The following is a 15,617-nucleotide window of genomic DNA, read 5'->3' as shown; positions in this document are numbered from 1 at the left end:
ACTGGGCGGGTGAGCGACACCACCCCTCTCCGTCTCGGCACGCGCGGCAGCGCGCTGGCCACCACGCAGTCGGGCCTGGTCGCCCGCCGGCTCGAGGAGCTGACGGGCAGGCCCGTGGAGCTGGTGCACGTCCGCACCGAGGGGGACGTGCTGACGGGCTCCCTCGCGAGCCTCGGCGGCACCGGCGTGTTCGTCGCCGCGCTGCGCGAGGCGCTGCTGGACGGCCGCTGCGACGTCGCCGTCCACAGCCTCAAGGACCTCCCGACGACGCCCGTCGAAGGCCTCACCATCGTCACGCCGGAGCGCGAGGACCCCCGCGACGCCCTGTGCGCCAAGGACGGGCTCACGCTCGAGTCGCTCCCCCGCGGAGCGCGCGTCGGCACCGGTTCGCCCCGCAGGGCCGCCCAGCTGCGCGCCGCCCGCGCAGACCTCGACGTCGTCGACATCCGCGGCAACGTCGACACCCGCCTGAAGCGGGCGCTCGGCCCGGACGCGGACCTCGACGCCGTCGTCCTCGCCTGCTCGGGCCTCGTGCGGCTCGGCCGTACCGACGCCATCACGGAGGCGCTCGAGCCGTCGGTCGTCGCGCCGGCGCCCGGCCAGGGGGCTCTCGCGGTCGAGGCGCGCACCGCCGACGTCGCCGAGGGCGGGCCGCTCGCCGAGGCGTTCGCCGCGCTCGACCACCGGGCCACACGCCTGGCGGTCATCGCCGAGCGTGCCGTGCTGGCCCGGCTCGAGGCCGGGTGCGCGGCACCCGTCGGCGCGCTCGCGCGGGTCGAGGAGGGCCATCTGGTGCTCGGCGCCGTCGTCGCGCGGACGGACGGGACCGAGATGCTTCGGCACCGCGCCACCGTCGCGCTCGAGCGCACGGCGGCCGACGACGACGACGACGCGCGCGAGCTCGGCGTGCGGGTGGCCGAGGCGCTGCTCGCCGACGGCGCCGACCAGCTCGCGCCCCTCGCATCGACGCAGGCACGGCCGGCGTCCGCGACGGCCGACCCCGCGCTCGCCGACCCGACCGAGGCAGGCGCCCCGGGGCAGGACCACGGCCGCTCGTGACCTTCGAGGCTCTGCCGCTCGCCGGGCGCACCGTGCTGGTGCCGCGCGCCCCGGAGCGGGCGCGCGCGCTCGCTGAGCGGCTGCGCGAGCTCGGGGCGCACGTGCTCGTCGCGCCGGTGACGGCGACGGCAGCGCCGGGCACGACGGAGTCGCTGGACGCCGCGGTGCGCGGGCTCGACGGGTATGCGTGGGTGGCCGTGACGAGCGTGAACGGCGTCGAGGCGCTCGTCGCGGCGTCGGCCCGGACGGGCGTGACGCTGGCCGACGCGGCGACGAGCTGGGCCGCCGTCGGCCCGGCGACGTCACGCGCGCTGCAGGCGGCGGGCGTGGAGGTCGCGCTGGAGGCCGCCGGCACGGCCGCCGACCTGGCGGCGGCGTTCCCGCCACCCCCCGGCTTGTCAGGGCCACGGCGTGCCGGGGCGCCCGCTGCCCCTGACAACTCCCCAAGGGACGACGTGTCAGGCCCACGGCGGTCCGGGGCGCCCGCTACCCCTGACAACTCCCCAAGGGACGACGTGTCAGGCCCACGGCGGTCCGGGGCGCCCGCTACCCCTGACAACGCCCAGAGCCTCGGCGACGTGTCAGGGCCAGGGGGCGCCGGGGCGCGCTGTGGCCCTGACACCGGGAAGGATGCCCGCGTGTCAGGCGCCGGTGAGGCCCCGCGGGCGGCCCTGCCTGGGACCGCCTCAGGGGCGCGCGTGCTGCTACCGCTCGGGGACCTCGCGCGCACCACGCTCGCGGACGGGCTCGGCGCCCTCGGGTGGGACGTGCAGTGCGTCGTCGCCTACCGGACCGTGGCCGCGGCCCTGCCCGCCGACGTCGTCGCTGCCGCCCGCGAGGGACGGATCGACGCCGTCGTGGTCGCCGCCGGGTCGGCCGCCCGCGAGATAGCCCGGCAGCTCGGCCGGGACGCGCCGCCGGTCGTCGCGATCGGCAACCCGTCCGCCGAGGCGGCGACCGCGGCCGGCCTCCAGGTCGTCGCGATCGCGAGCGCCCCGACGGACGCCGCGCTCGCCGAGGCCCTCTGCGCCGTCGCGGTTGCGGAGAATGGGCCTCTGCGCTCTACGAATACTTCCCCACCTGCACCGACAGCGACGCCCCCGAGGAGCGACACGTGAGTTCTGGCATCGTCTACCGGCCGCGACGGCTGCGCGCCACCCCCCGGATGCGGCGGCTCGTCGCCGAGAACCGGCTGCACGCGGCCGACCTGGTGCTGCCGCTCTTCGTCAAGGAGGGCATCGACGCGCCCGTCCCCATCACGTCGATGCCCGGGCAGGTGCAGCACACCGAGGCCACCCTCCGCGAGGCCGTGGAGGCGGCCGCCCGCGCCGGGCTCGGCGGCGTGATGCTGTTCGGCATCCCCGCGGTGCGCGACGCCGTCGGCTCGCAGGCCGAGGCGCCGGAAGGCGTGCTGCAGCGGGGCATCCGCATCGCCCGCGAGGCCGTGGCCGCCGTCGAGCAGGAGACCGGCCGGCCCGGCCCCGTCGTCATGGCCGACACCTGCCTCGACGAGTTCACCGACCACGGGCACTGCGGCGTCCTGACGTCCACGGGCGAGGTCGACAACGACGCCACGCTCGAGCGCTACGCCACCATGGCCGTGGCCCAGGCACACGCGGGCGCCGAGGTCGTCGCGCCCAGCGGCATGATGGACGGCCAGGTGGCCGTGATCCGCGACGCGCTCGACGACGCCGGCTACAGCGGGGTGTCGATCCTCGCCTACTCGGCGAAGTTCGCCAGCCCCTTCTACGGCCCGTTCCGTGAGGCCGTGGACAGCGCGCTGCAGGGCGACCGCCGCACCTACCAGATGGACGCCGCCAATGGCCGCGAAGGCCTCCGCGAGGCCGACCTCGACCTCGCCGAGGGCGCCGACATCGTCATGGTCAAGCCCGCCGGCTCCTACCTCGACGTGCTGCGCGGCGTCGCCGACCGGTCCGACGTGCCCGTCGCGGCTTACCAGGTCAGCGGCGAGTACGCGATGATCGAGGCCGCCGCGGCCAACGGCTGGATCGACCGCAAGGCGTCCGTCCTGGAGAGCGTGCTCGGCATCAAGCGCGCCGGCGCGGACATCGTCCTCACCTATTGGGCTCTGGAGATCGCGGAGTGGATCGCATGACCATCGACAACCACGAGGCGTTCCTGCGCGCCCAGGCGGCGATCCCTGGTGGCGTGAACTCGCCGGTCCGGGCCTACGGCTCGGTGGGCGGCGACCCGCGGTTCCTCACGCGCGCCGCCGGCGCGTACGTGTACGACGTCGCGGGGCGCGAGTACGTGGACCTGGTCTGCTCCTGGGGGCCGGCGCTGCTGGGGCACGCGCACCCGTCGGTGGTCGAGGCGGTTCGGGACGCTGCCGGCCGCGGCCTGTCGTTCGGGGCGCCCACGCTGGCCGAGGTCGAGCTGGCCGAGGAGATCCGCCGCCGCGTCCCCGCCGCCGAGCGCGTGCGCCTGGTGTCGACGGGCACCGAGGCGACGATGACGGCGGTACGGCTGGCCCGCGGTGTCACGGGGCGCCCCCTGATCGTGAAGTTCGCCGGCAACTACCACGGGCACGTCGACGCGCTGCTCGCCGAGGCCGGCTCCGGCGTCGCGACCCTGGCCATGCCGGGCACGGCCGGCGTCACCGAGGCGGCCGCCGCCGAGACGCTGGTGCTGCCGTACAACGACCTCGACGCCGTCGAGAAGGCGTTCGCGGAGCGCGGGGCCGCCATCGCCGCCGTGATCGTCGAGGCCGCGCCCGCGAACATGGGCGTGGTGCCGCCGCTGCCCGGGTTCAACGCGGGTCTGCGCCGGATCACTCGCGAGCACGGCGCGCTCCTGATCCTCGACGAGGTGCTCACCGGGTTCCGCGTGGGGCCGTCGGGCTGGTGGGGGCTCGAGAACGGGTCCGCGGGTGCCGAGGGCTACACGCCCGACCTGTTCACGTTCGGCAAGGTCGTGGGCGGCGGCATGCCGGTCGCCGCGCTCGGCGGGCCGGCCGCGATCATGGACCAGCTCGCTCCGCTCGGGCCGGTGTACCAGGCGGGCACGCTGTCCGGGAACCCGGTGGCGGTCGCCTCCGGACTGGCCACGCTGCGCCTCGCCGACGACACGGTGTACGCGCACGTCGACGCGGCCGCGGCGACGCTGTCGACCGCGGTCGGGGAAGCGCTGGACGCTGCTGGCGTGGAGCATCGCGTGCAGCACGCCGGGTCGCTGTTCAGCGTGTTCTTCGGGCCGGACGCGGCGGCGTCAGGCGTGCGCGACTACGCGCAGGCCCAGAAGCAGGAGGCGTTCCGCTACCGGGCGTTCTTCCACGCGATGCTCGACGCGGGCGTCAACCTCCCGCCGTCGGTCTTCGAGGCGTGGTTCCTGTCGGCGGCGCACGACGACGCCGCGCTCGGCCGGATCGTGGAGGCGCTGCCCGCGGCGGCGCAGGCGGCGGCCGCGGCGACCCCCTGACCCTCGGGGGCCGATGAGTGCCTTGGGCGCGCGTCGTCCCGATCTCATGGCACTCGTCATCGCGGACATCAGCATCTCGCTCGACGGCTTCGTCACGGGGCCGAACCCCGGCCCCGGCAACGGGCTCGGGGACGGCGGCGAGGCGCTGCACACGTGGGCGTTCAGCGACGACCCTGTGGACGGCGCCCAGCTCGCCGCCGGCACGGCCCGCAGCGGCGCCGTCCTTCTCGGCCGCCGCCTGTTCGACGTCGTGGACGGCCCCGGCGGCTGGAACGACGACGTCGGCTACGGCGCCCGCGAGGTCGGCAAGCCCGCGTTCGTCGTCGTGACCTCGACGCCGCCCGCCCGCACGCGCCTGCCGTTCTGGGAGTTCGTCACCACCGGCCTGCCCGACGCCGTCGCGCGCGCCCGCGAGCTCGCCGACGCCGCCTCGGCCGCGGCCGGCGAGCCCCGCGACGCGGTCCTCATGGGCGGCGGCGCGACCATCGGGTCGGCGCTCGCGGCCGGGGTGGTCGACCGGCTGCAGCTGCACCTGTCGCCCGTGGTGCTCGGTGGCGGGACGCCCCTGTTCGCCGGGGCCGACGGCGCACCGGTCGGGCCCGTGCAGCTCGTGCAGCGGGCGTCGGTCGCATCGTCGACGGCGACGCACGTGACGTACGACGTCGTGCGCTGAGGTCGCCGGGCCGAAGGTCCCGCAGCGCGCAGCCAAGGGGCCCTCGTCGCGCCGCCCGCTTGACGCGCTACCCCATGGGGGTATGTGCTGGGTGGCATGAGCGAGCACACCCACGACGGCCCTTACGGCTACGCCTCCGACAAGGAGGCGTATCTCAGGCGCATGCGCCGCATCGAGGGCCAGGTGCGTGGCATCGCCCGCATGATCGACGAGGACGTGTACTGCATCGACATCCTCACGCAGGTGTCGGCGGTCAAGTCCGCGCTGCAGGCCGTGAGCCTGGCGCTCGTCGAGGACCACCTCGGCCATTGCGTCGTCGACGCCGCCCGGCAGTCGCCCGACGCCGGAGCTGAGAAGGTGCGCGAGGCGGCCGATGCCATCGGCCGCCTGGTGCGCAGCTGACCCCCGAACCCGACCCAAGGACAGACATGACCACCCTCACCACCCTCTCCGTCACCGGGATGACCTGCGGCCACTGCGTCTCTGCCGTCACGCGCGAGCTCAAGGCCGTCGACGGCGTCGGCAACGTCACCGTCGAGCTGGTCGACGGCGGCGCGTCGTCGATCTCCGTCCACTCGGCCGCACCGCTCACCGAGGACGCGCTGCGCGAGGCCATCGACGAGGCCGGCTACGACGTCGTCGGCGTCGACGTGCTCGAGGACGCGCTCGCCGCCCAGATGACGGAGCGCGCCGACGCCTACCGGGCGACGGGTGTGCGCCCGTCCGGTGACGTCGCCGATGCGACGGACGCGGCGCCGGCCGCAGCGCCGGCCGCAGCGCCGGCCGCAGCGCCGGCCGCAGCGACGACCGAGTCGCACGGTGGCTGCGCGTGCGGGTGCGGCGGCCACGGCCGCCAGGGGCTGGGCATCGGGCTCCCGATCGTCCCGCTGAACTGATCCCCGGCGGCGCGTTCCGCCGGCCACGCGCTGTGTTCGGCCGATCCTGCACGCCTCCGACTGCACCCGAACCGAGCGAGACATGAGCACCGACACCCTGATCCCGGAGACCGGCCCGCTGCGCGAGGTCGACCTGGCCGTCACCGGCATGACCTGCGCGTCGTGCGTCGCACGCGTCGAGCGCAAGCTGCAGAAGATCCCCGGCGTCACCGCCACGGTCAACCTGCCGCTGGAGAGCGCCCACGTGACGCTCACGTCCGACGTCGACGACGCCGCGCTGGTGGCCGCGATCGAGGCCGCGGGCTACGGCGCCGAGGTGACGGGCGCCTTGTCAGGGCCACGGAGCGCCCCGGAACACCCTGGGGCTGACAACGCGGAGGGGTACGCGGGCGACATCGACCTCCACGGCCGCGACCTCAGGCGCCGCCTCGTGGTCGCGGCGGTGCTCAGCGTGCCCGTCGTCGCCATCTCGATGGTCATGTCGTGGCACTTCCCCGGCTGGGGCTGGGTGGTCGGAGCGCTGGCGCTGCCCGTCGCGAGCTGGGCCGGCTGGCCGTTCCACCGGGCCGCCTTCCGGGCCGCGCGGCACGGGTCCTCGACGATGGACACGCTGGTCTCGATCGGCGTGATCGCGGCGATGACCTGGTCGTTCGTCGAGCTGGCCCGCGGCCGCGAGCACCTCTACTTCGAGGTCGCCGTCGTCGTCGTCACGTTCCTGCTCGCGGGGCGCTACGCCGAGCACCGCTCGCGCCGCCGCGCCGGGGACGCGCTCCGCGCCCTGCTCGAGCTCGGCGCGAAGGACGCCGAGCGCGTCGCGCTCTCGCCGGGCGGCGAGCCGCTGCGCCGCGCCGACGGCGCCTGGGACACCACCAGCGTGCCGATCGAGAACCTCCACGCCGGCGAGGTCTTCGTGGTCCGCCCCGGCGCCACCGTCGCGACCGACGGCGAGGTGATCGACGGCTCGTCCGCGATCGACACCTCGCTGGTCACCGGTGAGCCCGTCCCCGTGGACGTCACCATCGGCGACGCCGTCGTCGGCGGCACCGTCAACAGCTCGGGCCACCTGCTGGTGCGCGCCACGCGCGTCGGCGCCGAGACCACGCTGGCCCGGATCGGCCGCCTGGTCGCGCAGGCTCAGACCGGCAAGGCCCCGATCGCCCGCCTCGGCGACCGCATCTCGGCCGTGTTCGTGCCGATCGTCATCGCGCTGTCCCTGCTGACGCTCGGCGGCTGGATCCTCGCCACCGGTGACGTCGACCACGCCTTCACCGCCGCCGTCGCGGTGCTGATCATCGCGTGCCCGTGCGCGCTCGGCCTGGCCACGCCGACGGCGATCCTCGTGGGCACCGGCCGTGGCGCCCAGCTCGGCGTGCTCATCAAGGGCCCCGAGATCCTCGAGCGCACCCGCACGATCGACACCGTGGTGCTCGACAAGACCGGCACCGTCACCCAGGGGCGCATGGCGCTCGAGCGCGTGACGCCGTCGTCGGGCGTCGACGCCGCGGAGGCGCTCCGGTACGCGGCCGCGGTCGAGGCGCTGAGCGAGCACCCGATCGCCCAGGCGGTCGCGGCCGCCACCCCGCTGCCGGCGGCCACCCCCGCTCTCGTGGGCGCCGCCACCCCCGTTCTGGCGGTCGTCGCCCCCGCTCTCGCGGGCGCCGCCACCCCCGCTCTGGCGGTCGTCGCCCCCGGTCTTGCGGTCGCCGCCCCGGCGCCGGCCGTCACCACCCCGCCTTTGAACGTCGTACCCGGTGGCGTTCTCGAGCTGGGAACGCCAGCAAGTACGACGTCGAAAGAGAGCGACGGGGCGGCGGTCGGGGCGCTCGAGGTGTCCTCGTTCCTGGCCACGCCCGGTGGCGGTGTCGAGGGCGTCGTGCGCGTCGCGCACTCCGGCCTCTCCCCGCTCGGCGTGGGCAACGCCCGCCGCGTCGTGGTCGGCCGCGTCACCTGGGTCGCCGCGCAGGGCCTCACCGTGCCCGACGACGTCGCCGTCGCCGTCGAGCGCGCCGAGGACGGCGGGGCCACCACCGTCGTCGTCGCGTGGGACGGCGCCGCCCGCGCGGTGCTCGAGCTGCGCGACCCCGCCAAACCGACGTCTGCGCAGGCCGTCAGCGAGCTGCGCGCGCTCGGGCTGCGGCCCGTGCTGCTGACCGGCGACGGCGAGGGCGCGGCCCGCGCCGCCGCGGCGGCCGTCGGCATCGACCCGGCGGACGTCGTCGCCCGCGTGCTGCCCGAGGAGAAGGCAGCGGCCGTGGCCCGCCTCCAGGCGGAGGGCCGCGTGGTGGCGATGGTCGGCGACGGCATCAACGACGCCGCCGCCCTGGCCACCGCCGACCTCGGCCTCGCCATGGGCACCGGCACCGACGTCGCGATCGAGGCCGGCGACATCACCCTGGTGCGCGGAGACCTGCGCGCCGCCGCCTCGGCCGTGCGGCTGTCGCGCCAGACGCTACGGGTCATCAAGCAGAACCTGTTCTGGGCGTTCGCGTACAACGTGGCGGCGATCCCGCTGGCCGCGGCGGGCGTGCTCAACCCGATGATCGCGGGCGGCGCGATGGCGGCCAGCTCGGTCCTGGTGGTGGCCAACAGCCTCCGCCTGCGCCGGGCGAGCTGAGACCTGGCCGCCGGCCTGCGAAGGTCGGCACGAAGTGCCGAGGACGGCCGCATGGGGCACCGTTGGCAGATGCGGTATGACACCACCGTCGACGTCGCCGCCCCGCCCCAGGACGTCTGGCGCGTGCTCGAGGACGTCGAGACCTGGCCCACGTGGACCAAGTCGATGATGTCGGTTCGGCGCTCGGCCGCCGGCCCGCTGGTGGCCGGTGAGCACGTGAAGGTACGCCAGCCCGGCATGCCGCCGGCCGAGTGGACGGTGACCGCCGTCGAGCCCGGGGCGTCCTTCAGCTGGAGCTCGCACGCGACCGGCGTGACGACGTCGGCCACGCACGTCGTCGCACCGACCCACGACGGCAGTCGCGTCACCCTCACCATCGAGCAGCACGGCCCGCTCGCGGGCCTGACGGGCATGATGCTGGGGGGCAAGGTGCGCCGGTTCGTCGAGATCGAGGCCGCGGGCCTGCGAGATCGCCTGCAGCGCCCGTCCAGCACCGCCCCCTAACCTGGGCACGTGACCGCCGCCGCCCCCGCTGCGCTTCCCGACGCCACGCGGCGACGCCGCATCATCTGGGAGATCTGGATCCTCCTGGGGCTGAGCCTCGGGCGCTCCGGCGTGTACGCGGTCGTCAACATCATCGCCCGGCTCACGCAGGGCACCCCGCTCGCCGACCAGAGCGCGACGCTCAACCCCTCGCAGTCGCCCCGGCCGTACCTCGACCTCACCTATCAGCTGCTGACGGTCGGGTTCGCGGTGATGCCCGTGCTGCTCGCGGTGTACCTGCTCGCGATCCGCCCCGGGTCACCGCCCGTGAGCCGGGCGATCGGCCTCGACTGGCACCTGCGCCGGCGCGACGCGTTCGACCCCGACGTCGCCGCGCCCCGCCGTCGCCGCAGGGACGTCGCCTGGGGCGTGGCGCTCGCCGCCGCGATCGGGCTGCCCGGCCTGGCGTTCTACGCCGTCGGGCGCCTGCTCGGCATCACCGTGTCCGTGCAGGCCAGCGCGTTGAACGACCACTGGTGGACGGTTCCGGTGCTGGTGCTCGCGGCTCTGCAGAACGGGGCTCTCGAAGAGGTCATCGTGGTGGCCTACCTGTTCGAGCGCACCCGCGACCTCGGCTGGTCCCCCACCGAGAGGCTCGACTGGCGGTTCCTCGTCTCGAGCGCCCTGCTGCGCGGCAGCTATCACCTGTACCAAGGGTTCGGGCCGTTCCTCGGCAACGCCGTCATGGGCGTCGTCTTCGCGTGGTGGTACCGCTCGCGCTGGGGCCGCCACCGCGTAATCCCGCTGGTGGTCGCCCACACGCTGCTCGACATCGTCGCGTTCGTCGGCTACGCGCTGATCCCGGCGTCGTGGCGGGCGTCGCTGGGCCTCACGTAGACCCGGCGGCCCGGATGTCGCTCCCGCGCCGCGGGACGGTGCCCGCGGGCACTGCCCCGGCGCGGAGCACTACTGCGCCAGGGTTCGGCGGGCGCGCTGGGCCTCCGGGTCGGGGATCGGGAGGCTCGCCAGGAGGCGGCGGGTGTAGTCCTCTCGCGGGTGCTCCAGCACCTCGGCCGCCGTCCCCTCCTCGACGAGGCGGCCGTGGTAGAGCACTGCGATGCGGTCGGCCAGGAGGTCGACCACCGCGAGGTCGTGCGAGACGAACAGGCACGCGAAGCCGAGCTCCCGCTGCAGGTCCGCGAACAGCTCCAGCACGCGGGCCTGCACCGAGACGTCCAGGGCCGACGTCGGCTCGTCCGCGACGAGCAGCTCCGGGTCGAGCGCCAGGGCCCGCGCGAGCGAGGCGCGCTGGCGCTGCCCGCCGGACAGCTCGTGCGGGAACCGGTCGCCGTAGGAGCGCGGCAGCTGGACCGCCTCGAGCAGCTCGTCGACCCGGCCGCGGGCGGCCGCCACGGACCCGGCGCGCTTGTGCACGATCAGCGGCTCGGCCACGCACTCGGCGATGGTGAGCAGCGGGTTGAACGACGTCGCCGGGTCCTGGAACACGAACCCGAGCCGCGGCCGGATCGCACGGAGCGCGCGCCCCCGCACCCCGTTGAGCTCGGTGCCCAGCACCCTGAGCGACCCCGCCGTGACGGGCTGCAGCCCCGCGATGGCGCGGGCGATCGTCGTCTTGCCCGAGCCGGACTCTCCGACCAGGCCCAGCACCTCACCCGGCTTGATCTGCAGCGACACCCCGTCCACGGCCGTGAACGCGGGCTGCCGCAGCCGCCCCGGGTAGGTGATCGTCAGGTCGGTGGCCTCCACCACGGGCTGGGCGTCAGCCCAGTCCGCGGGCCGCGCCGCCGCCCGCCGTTCGGCCCGCACCCGCCCCTCGCCGACGCGCGGCACCGCGCCGAGCAGCAGCTTGGTGTACTCGGCCTGCGGCGACGCGAACAGCTCGCGCACGGGCGCCTGCTCGACGATCTTGCCCTGGTACATCACCGCGACGCGGTCGGCGAGGTCCGCGACCACGCCCATGTTGTGCGTGATGAGCACGATCGCCGTGCCGTGCTCGTCGCGCAGCGCCCGGAGCAGGTCGAGGATCTCGGCCTGGACGGTGACGTCGAGCGCCGTCGTCGGCTCGTCCGCGACGATGAGGCCCGCGCCGAGCGCGAGCGCCATGGCGATGACGATGCGCTGCTTCTGCCCGCCGGAGAACTGGTGCGGGTAGTGGTCGACGCGGTGCTCGGGGTCGGGGATGCCGACCTGTCGCAACGCCTCGATGGCACGTGCCCGTCCCTGCGCCCGGGACACCCTGCCGTGCGCCCGGAGACCCTCGGTGATCTGCCAGCCCACGGTGTAGACGGGGTTGAGCGCCGTCGACGGCTCCTGGAACACCATCGCGACGTCGCGCCCGCGCACCTCGCGCAGCCGCGCCGCGGGCACGGCGACGACGTCGGTGGTCGCGCCGCCGTCCGACGTGAGCACGACGGCGCCGCGCGTCGTCGCGGTCTGCGGGAGCAGGCCCAGGATGACCTTCGCCGTCACGGTCTTGCCGGAGCCGGACTCGCCGACGATCGCCAGCACCTCGCCCGGCTGCACGTCGAGGGTGACGCCGTCGACGGCCCGGACGGGGCCGGCGTCGGTGGCGAACGTGACGGCGAGGTCGGAGATCTGCACGACAGGGGTCGTCGTCATGGGAGGGTCTCCGTCGGGGACGTGGTGGGTTCGACGAGGCCGGCCGCGGGGGCCGGACCCGCGGCGGTCGGCAGGGCCTCCGCGGCCGCGGAGGCGCGCACGCGCGTGCGCAGGCGCGGGTCGGCGAGGTCGTTGAGCGACTCGCCCATCAGCGTCATCCCGAGGGCGACGACCACGATCGCCAGGCCGGGGAACAGGGCCGTCCACCAGATGCCCGACGTGACGTCCGCGATGGCGCGCTGCAGGTCGTAACCCCACTCGGCTGCGGCCGTGGGCTCGATGCCGAACCCGAGGAACCCGAGGCCGGCGAGCGTGAGGATCGACTCGGACGCGTTGAGCGTGATGATGAGCGGCAGCGTGCGCACCGAGTTGCGCAGCACGTGCCGCGTCATGATGCGGCGGCTGCTGGTGCCGATGACGCGCGCTGCGTCCACGAACGCCTCGCTCTTCACCCGCAGCACCTCGGAGCGGACGACCCGCAGGTACTGCGGCACGAACACGACGGTGATGGCCAGCGCCGTCGCCCCGACGCCGGCGCTCAGGGACGACTGCCCGCCGGAGATGACGATGGCGGCGAGGATCGCGAGCAGCAGCGACGGGAACGCGTAGATCGCGTCGGCCACGACCACCAGGACGCGGTCGAGCCACCCGCCGACGTACGCGGAGACCAGCCCCAGGAACACCCCGACCACGATCGACGCGAGGATCGACACGACGACGACGATCAGCGCCGTCTGGGCCCCGTAGATCACGCGCGAGAGCACGTCGTACCCGCCGACGGTGGTGCCGAGCCAGTGCTCGGCCGACGGCGGCTGCTGTGCGCCGAACGGGCCGTCGGGCCCGCGCAGCTGGGCGAAGCCGTACGGCGCGAGCAGCGGGGCGAGCGCGGCAACCAGCACGAACAGCCCGGTCAGCGCGAGCCCGGCGACGAGCATGCCGCGCTGGAGCCCGACGCTCTGGCGCAGCTGCCGGACCACGGGTATCTGTCGACCTGCCATCTAGTACCTCACCCTCGGGTCGACGAGGGCGGCGATGATGTCGACCACGAAGTTCGTCAGCGCGACGACGACAGCGATGAGCGCGACGATGCCCTGCACGGCGACGAAGTCGCGCGCTTTCAGGTACTCCGCGAGCTGGAAGCCCAGCCCCCGCCACTCGAACGTCGTCTCGGTGAGCACGGCCCCCACCAGCAGGAGCGCGACCTGCAGGCCGATCACCGTGATGACGGGGATGAGCGCCGGGCGCCAGGCGTGGGACGTCACCAGGCGCCGCTCGCCGACGCCGCGCGAACGGGCGGCGTCGACGTACTCGCGCCCGAGCGTGCCGATCATGTTGGTCCGCACGAGCCGCAGGAACACGCCGGCCGTGAGCAGGCCGAGCGCAAGCGAGGGCAGGGCCGCGTGCTGCAGCACGTCGCCCACGACCTCGGGCTTCCCGGTCCGGATCGCGTCGATCAGCATGAAGCCCGAGTCGGCGCCGGCCTTGCGCATCTCGATCTCGCCGTTCGTGGACACGCGCCCGGCGACGGGGAGCCACCCGAGCCCGACGGAGAAGACCAGCTTGAGCAGCAGGCCCGCGAAGAACACGGGGGTGGCGTAGGCGAAGATCGCGAGCACGCGCAGCACGGCGTCGGACGACCGGTCGCGGTAGTACGCGGCCAGCATGCCGAGCGGGATGCCGAGCAGCAGCGCGACGATCACCGCGTACGTGGCGAGCTCGAGCGTCGCCGCGCCATACGTCGTCAGCACCTCGGTCACCGGCCGGTGGTCCGAGAGCGTCGTGCCGAAGTCGCCGCGTGCGATCCCCGCCAGGTACTCGCCGTACTGCACGAGGATCGGCCGGTCATAGCCGGCCGCGTGGATGCGCTCGGCGAGCTGGTCCTTGGTGAGACGGCCGCCGAGGGCGGCCGTGATGGGGTCACCGGTGGCGCGCATGAACACGAACACCGTGGTGACCAGGATGAAGACCGTCGGGATGATCAGCAGGAAGCGCACCAGGACATACCGTCCGAGTGCGCCCCCTGCCTTGGAGCTGCGGGCCACGAGGAGGACGTCAGCCCTTCGCGAGCGCGCCGTAGCGGAACTTGAACGACGCGTCGAGCGTCTTGTCGGCGCCCGTCACCCCGGTCCGGACGACGGCGGTCTGCGCACCCTGCAGGTACGGGACCGTCGAGAGGTCCTTGGCGACGGCGTCCTGGATCTGGCCGATCAGCTCGGCACGCTTGGCCGGGTCCGTCTCCACGCCCTGCTTGTGGATCAGGTCGTCCACCGCGGGGTTGCTGTAGTGGTTGGCCAGGAAGTTCTCCGTGAGGAAGAACGGCGTGAGGTAGTTGTCGGCGTCGGAGTAGTCCGGGAACCAGCCCAGCTGGTAGGCCGGGTAGACGTCCGAGGTGCGGTCCTTGCTGTACTGCACCCACTCCGTGGTCTGCAGGTTGACCTTGAACAGCCCGTCGGCCTCGAGCTGGTCCTTGATCAGCGCGTACTCGTCGCCCGAGGACGGGCCGTAGTGGTCGTTCGAGTACTGCAGGTTCAGCGCGATCGGCGTGGTCACGCCGGCGTCGGACAGCACCTTCGCGGCCTTCGCCGCGTCCGGGCCGCCCTTGCCGTCGCCGTACAGGCCCTTGAGGGCCTCGTTGGCACCGGTCAGGCCCTCGGGCACGTAGGAGTAGAGCGGCGTGTACGTGCCCTTGTAGACCTGGTCGGAGATGGCCTGGCGGTCGATGAGGTCCGCGACGGCCTCGCGCACGGCCAGGGCCTTGGCCGGGTCCGCCTCCGGCGTCTTGGCGCCGAACGGCTGGGTGTCGAAGTTGAACGTGACGTAGCGGATCTCGCCGCCCGGGCCGTGGACGACCTTGACGTCCTTGTTGGTCGCCAGGTCGGCGACGTCCGTCGCCGAGAGCGAGCGATACGCCACGTCGATCGAGCCCTGCTCGATCTCGAGCTTGAGGTTCGAGGCGTCCGCGTAGTACTTGACGTTGACCTCGGGCGTCGCGGGCTTGCCGAGCAGACCCTGGTAGCCGTCGTACGCCTCGTAGCTGATGAGCTCGTTGACCGTGTAGCTCGTGATCTCGTACGGGCCGGCGAACGCCTTGCCGTCGACGATCGTCTGGTCGGGCGTCACGGCGTCGGGCGAGAAGACCTCCTCGTCGACGATCGGGCCGGCCGGCGAGGACAGCACCTGCGCGAACGTCTGGTCGTTGCCCGACTTGAGGTGGAAGACGACGGTCGTGTCGTCGACGGCGTCCGTCGACTTGAGGTTCCACAGCAGCGACGAGGGGCCGTCGGCGGCCTTGATCTTCACCTGGCGGTCGAACGTGAACTTCACGTCGGACGCCGTCAGGTCGTGGCCGTTGGCCCACTTCAGGCCCGGCTTGAGCTTGACCGTGTACTCGGTGGGCGAGGTGAACTTGGCCGACTCGGCGATGTCGGGCTGGACGTCGGGGCTGCCGTACGGCGTGTTGAGCAGGAAGGGAAACACCTGGTTCATCACGGCGAACGAGCCGTTGTCGTACGACCCGGCCGGGTCGAGCGACGTGATCTTGTCGGTGGTGCCGATGGTGATCGACCCGCCGCCGCCGCCGCTCTCGCTCGCAGTGTTGCCGTTGCCGCCGCCGCACGCCGCCAGGACCAGCGTGATCGCGGTCGCGCTGGCGGCGGCGGTCAGCAGCCGCCCCCGGGAGGCTCGGATGGAGCTCATGGTGGTTCCCCTCTCAAAAGCCGGCGGTGTGCCCGCGTGTGGGGTTTCTAGCACAGTGGCTCCCGTCACGATCATCCATCGTCATATTCGTGATGACACCGTGACAGTCCACCTCACA

The 15,617-nt window shown here is 74.0% G+C and carries 14 protein-coding genes; 10 read left to right on the top strand and 4 right to left on the bottom strand.

Annotated elements, in window-relative coordinates; genetic code table 11:
* The first annotated feature begins 9 nt into the window (after positions 1 to 9).
* The 10 genes from hemC to ACO4JP_RS02015 all read left to right on the top strand — a co-directional run bounded on the left by hemC (position 10) and on the right by ACO4JP_RS02015 (position 10,060).
* Positions 10 to 1,059 (top strand): hydroxymethylbilane synthase, encoded by a 1,050-nt coding sequence (hemC, locus tag ACO4JP_RS02060; protein ID WP_425955741.1) that lies wholly within the window; start codon positions 10 to 12, stop codon positions 1,057 to 1,059.
* Entirely contained in the window at positions 1,056 to 2,177 is a 1,122-nt protein-coding gene (locus ACO4JP_RS02055; protein WP_425955740.1) for a uroporphyrinogen-III synthase, read from the top strand. The genes hemC and ACO4JP_RS02055 overlap by 4 nt, the downstream gene beginning before the upstream one ends.
* A gap of 47 nt (positions 2,178 to 2,224) precedes the next feature.
* Positions 2,225 to 3,175: a porphobilinogen synthase gene (gene hemB, locus ACO4JP_RS02050; protein ID WP_425957032.1), complete on the top strand. Its 951-nt coding sequence runs from the start codon at positions 2,225 to 2,227 to the stop codon at positions 3,173 to 3,175.
* The gene (gene hemL / locus ACO4JP_RS02045; RefSeq protein ID WP_425955739.1) at positions 3,172 to 4,497 is read left to right on the top strand and encodes a glutamate-1-semialdehyde 2,1-aminomutase; all 1,326 of its coding nucleotides are present in this window, start codon (positions 3,172 to 3,174) and stop codon (positions 4,495 to 4,497) included. Before hemB ends, hemL begins: the two co-directional genes overlap by 4 nt.
* A 46-nt stretch (positions 4,498 to 4,543) precedes the next feature.
* Positions 4,544 to 5,170, top strand: a complete 627-nt coding sequence (locus tag ACO4JP_RS02040; protein WP_425955738.1) for a dihydrofolate reductase family protein — start codon at positions 4,544 to 4,546, stop codon at positions 5,168 to 5,170.
* Positions 5,171 to 5,266: 96 nt separating this feature from the next.
* Complete coding sequence (locus ACO4JP_RS02035) at positions 5,267 to 5,572, top strand: metal-sensitive transcriptional regulator (protein WP_425955737.1); 306 nt, start codon at positions 5,267 to 5,269, stop codon at positions 5,570 to 5,572.
* 26 nt (positions 5,573 to 5,598) lie between these two features.
* On the top strand, positions 5,599 to 6,066 hold the full coding sequence (locus tag ACO4JP_RS02030) for a heavy-metal-associated domain-containing protein (RefSeq protein WP_425955736.1): 468 nt from the start codon (positions 5,599 to 5,601) through the stop codon (positions 6,064 to 6,066).
* Between the two features lie 82 nt (positions 6,067 to 6,148).
* Entirely contained in the window at positions 6,149 to 8,680 is a 2,532-nt protein-coding gene (locus tag ACO4JP_RS02025; protein ID WP_425955735.1) for a heavy metal translocating P-type ATPase, read from the top strand.
* 69 nt (positions 8,681 to 8,749) lie between these two features.
* On the top strand, positions 8,750 to 9,184 hold the full coding sequence (locus tag ACO4JP_RS02020; protein WP_425955734.1) for an SRPBCC family protein: 435 nt from the start codon (positions 8,750 to 8,752) through the stop codon (positions 9,182 to 9,184).
* A 9-nt stretch (positions 9,185 to 9,193) separates the two neighbouring features.
* Positions 9,194 to 10,060, top strand: coding sequence for a CPBP family intramembrane glutamic endopeptidase (locus ACO4JP_RS02015; protein WP_425955733.1), 867 nt, complete (start codon positions 9,194 to 9,196; stop codon positions 10,058 to 10,060).
* Between the two features lie 69 nt (positions 10,061 to 10,129).
* Here ACO4JP_RS02015 and ACO4JP_RS02010 read toward each other — a convergent pair whose 3' ends face one another.
* Genes ACO4JP_RS02010 through ACO4JP_RS01995 form a run of 4 tightly spaced genes read right to left on the bottom strand, consistent with a single transcriptional unit; the run spans position 10,130 to position 15,499 of the window.
* Positions 10,130 to 11,803 carry a dipeptide ABC transporter ATP-binding protein gene (locus ACO4JP_RS02010; RefSeq protein WP_425955732.1) on the bottom strand — a complete coding sequence of 558 codons (1,674 nt, stop codon included), beginning with the start codon at positions 11,801 to 11,803 and terminating at the stop codon, positions 10,130 to 10,132.
* The gene (locus tag ACO4JP_RS02005; protein ID WP_425955731.1) at positions 11,800 to 12,801 is read right to left on the bottom strand and encodes an ABC transporter permease; all 1,002 of its coding nucleotides are present in this window, start codon (positions 12,799 to 12,801) and stop codon (positions 11,800 to 11,802) included. Before ACO4JP_RS02005 ends, ACO4JP_RS02010 begins: the two co-directional genes overlap by 4 nt.
* Entirely contained in the window at positions 12,802 to 13,845 is a 1,044-nt protein-coding gene (locus tag ACO4JP_RS02000; protein ID WP_425955730.1) for an ABC transporter permease, read from the bottom strand.
* 10 nt (positions 13,846 to 13,855) lie between these two features.
* On the bottom strand, positions 13,856 to 15,499 hold the full coding sequence (locus ACO4JP_RS01995; RefSeq protein WP_425955729.1) for an ABC transporter substrate-binding protein: 1,644 nt from the start codon (positions 15,497 to 15,499) through the stop codon (positions 13,856 to 13,858).
* Positions 15,500 to 15,617: the final 118 nt, after the last annotated feature.

This window comes from Xylanimonas sp. McL0601, from assembly GCF_049852175.1.
GTDB lineage: Bacteria > Actinomycetota > Actinomycetes > Actinomycetales > Cellulomonadaceae > Xylanimonas.
Note: the sequence above shows the minus strand (reverse complement) of the source record. Positions and strands in the feature narration are given on the sequence as shown.

Coding starts and splice junctions, on each gene's coding strand:
- hemB (WP_425957032.1), top strand. CDS start 2,225: ATGCGGCGGCTCGTCGCCGAGAACCGGCTGCACGCGGCCGACCTGGTG.
- hemL (WP_425955739.1), top strand. CDS start 3,172: ATGACCATCGACAACCACGAGGCGTTCCTGCGCGCCCAGGCGGCGATC.
- ACO4JP_RS02040 (WP_425955738.1), top strand. CDS start 4,544: ATGGCACTCGTCATCGCGGACATCAGCATCTCGCTCGACGGCTTCGTC.
- ACO4JP_RS02035 (WP_425955737.1), top strand. CDS start 5,267: ATGAGCGAGCACACCCACGACGGCCCTTACGGCTACGCCTCCGACAAG.
- ACO4JP_RS02030 (WP_425955736.1), top strand. CDS start 5,599: ATGACCACCCTCACCACCCTCTCCGTCACCGGGATGACCTGCGGCCAC.
- ACO4JP_RS02025 (WP_425955735.1), top strand. CDS start 6,149: ATGAGCACCGACACCCTGATCCCGGAGACCGGCCCGCTGCGCGAGGTC.
- ACO4JP_RS02020 (WP_425955734.1), top strand. CDS start 8,750: ATGCGGTATGACACCACCGTCGACGTCGCCGCCCCGCCCCAGGACGTC.
- ACO4JP_RS02010 (WP_425955732.1), bottom strand. CDS start 11,803: ATGACGACGACCCCTGTCGTGCAGATCTCCGACCTCGCCGTCACGTTC.
- ACO4JP_RS02005 (WP_425955731.1), bottom strand. CDS start 12,801: ATGGCAGGTCGACAGATACCCGTGGTCCGGCAGCTGCGCCAGAGCGTC.
- ACO4JP_RS01995 (WP_425955729.1), bottom strand. CDS start 15,499: ATGAGCTCCATCCGAGCCTCCCGGGGGCGGCTGCTGACCGCCGCCGCC.